This is a genomic window from Vibrio sp. YT-18 (assembly GCF_033337345.1).
In the GTDB taxonomy this organism is placed as follows: Bacteria; Pseudomonadota; Gammaproteobacteria; order Enterobacterales; family Vibrionaceae; genus Vibrio; species Vibrio alginolyticus.
In genome coordinates this window covers 1-1927 of sequence record NZ_JAWOQO010000060.1, presented here as the reverse complement: position 1 = coordinate 1927, position 1927 = coordinate 1, and the positions used below count along the sequence as shown (strand labels likewise).

Here is a 1927-nt window from a genome sequence, read left to right as displayed (position 1 = left end):
GATTGCGCTGTACATCATGACAGCCTTCTTGTTCATCATGCACGGTTTACAAATGGCCATCTTCATTGGTGCATTTGGCGATAAGATTCAGATGAGCAGTTGGGAAAAGTACTCCATTTTGATTTTTGGTATTTTTGCCCTACTCGATATTCGTCGTAAACACATGATGTAAACATCGTTATAAAGAAAAGCCGCTCACTAGAGCGGCTTTTTGTTGTCTTTGATTTATCCCAAATAGCTTTTCACACCATCTAGGAACATCTGGGTGGAAATCATCACCAATAACAAGCCCATCAAGCGTTCCACCGCTTTCAGACCGCGTTCGCCCAACAGACGATTGAAAAAGCCATAGAACATCAAAATAAAGAAGGTCGCGCCCCACGCAATCACCACCGACGCTGAGAGTTCGACCAGTTTGTCGGGATGCTGGGAAGAAAGCAGAAGCAACGCGGCAATCACTGATGGGCCGGCAATCATTGGAATTGCCATTGGCACAATAAACGGCTCTTCACCCGCCGCTAACCCGGTGATGCTCCCTGCACTTGGGAAAATCATCTTAATTGCGATGATAAATAAGATGATGCCACCAGAGATACTCAAAGTTTCCGGCTGTACGTGCAAAAAGCTCAAGATGCTTTGTCCGGCGAACAAGAACAACATCAAAATCAATAAGGCAAAAATCAGCTCGCGGATGAGCACCTTACGACGACGTTTGGGATCGATGTGTTTAAGAATGGACAACACAATGGGCAAATTGCCAAGAGGGTCCATGATAAGAAACAGCATGGTCGCTGCAGAAAGAATATCCATGTTCTGGCCTCGACGAAACAAATGGCGACCAGTGTATAGTAAGGAGATTGCGCGAGTATACGCCTAAGGGCGAAATCAGATAATTCGCCCCCGATTACCGAAACAACCTCAGACGCCGCTTAATGGTTGCAAATACGCGCCATGTTGACGACGAACTTGCCTTCGAGTTCGCGAACCTTATCGCGCTGTAATAAAAAGGTTAGCAATGCATCTAAGTCTAGATCATTCAACTTACAGGTATGAAAACGTACGTCAGCGCCAAAATGTTGTGCGAGCTCGTCGCGGCTCATTGGGGTTTCACGTAGTAGGTTTAGTAAGTTGTGAGCATGAATGTCACTCATCATTAACTCCAGTTAGCAAATAGAACCCGACCAGTGTACGGAAATCGTCGAGCACTGCTTTGACTTACGTTAGTAAATGATAGAAGCAACAATGAGTGCATGAGCAAGAAAGTAGCTACCACTTACCCAAACATACGCGCGCTTCATTGGTTTACGGAATCCGTGTATGGCGTAAGCGAGCGCAGAATACGTCATGATGACGGTGCCACTAAAGCCAATGGCATTCGCGTAGCTAGGCGTTTGCAGCCAAACCTCACCGGCTGCCCAAGCGAGCTGCACTAGCATTATGCCCATAGTCACAACGGGAAAAACGAGCGAATCTAACTGCGGTAAAAGAAGGAAAAACGCCACGATACTGGCGGCAAGCAACAAAGCCAACAACCACCACACGATGTCACCATTGAGCTGAACCCAAAAAGATTTGCTGTAGCACACTTGCGCTGCGAGATAGGCAGCAAAATAGATAAGCTTGCGAGTTTTAAACGAATGCAGCGTATCGGCGAACATAGAAACCACCAACCCACCAGCAATCCAGTAGCTGTGATCGGCCGACGGCCCTTGGGTTAGCACCAAAATAAGAAGAAGTAATAGCGTAAAGATTTTAAACACTAAGGATTGTGTCGGGTTCGCTTGCTTTGCACCCAACACGGAATACATACCTGATAACCCTATCGCCAGCCAACTCCACATGCCGTACATACCTTTTACTTAAACTCGCCGCTAGTCTAGGTAGACCAGTTTTGATGTAAAGACACAATCTACGAAAGTTGGATCTC

General features: G+C 46.4%; 4 protein-coding genes. 1 reads left to right on the top strand and 3 read right to left on the bottom strand.

The window, feature by feature from the left end:
- Positions 1-172 (top strand): DUF1145 domain-containing protein (locus R7M72_RS24235; RefSeq protein WP_318056360.1); only part of this gene is annotated, 172 nt, incomplete at its 5' end.
- Positions 173-225: 53 nt separating this feature from the next.
- On the opposite strand, the gene R7M72_RS24230 is transcribed toward R7M72_RS24235, so the two are convergent.
- The 3 genes from R7M72_RS24230 to R7M72_RS24220 all read right to left on the bottom strand — a co-directional run bounded on the left by R7M72_RS24230 (position 226) and on the right by R7M72_RS24220 (position 1841).
- Positions 226-810 carry a YhgN family NAAT transporter gene (locus tag R7M72_RS24230; RefSeq protein ID WP_005455144.1) on the bottom strand — a complete coding sequence of 195 codons (585 nt, stop codon included), beginning with the start codon at positions 808-810 and terminating at the stop codon, positions 226-228.
- Positions 811-929: 119 nt separating this feature from the next.
- Positions 930-1151, bottom strand: a complete 222-nt coding sequence (locus tag R7M72_RS24225; RefSeq protein ID WP_015297472.1) for a YecH family metal-binding protein — start codon at positions 1149-1151, stop codon at positions 930-932.
- A gap of 69 nt (positions 1152-1220) precedes the next feature.
- On the bottom strand, positions 1221-1841 hold the full coding sequence (locus R7M72_RS24220; RefSeq protein ID WP_005481960.1) for a lysoplasmalogenase: 621 nt from the start codon (positions 1839-1841) through the stop codon (positions 1221-1223).
- Positions 1842-1927 lie beyond the last annotated feature (86 nt).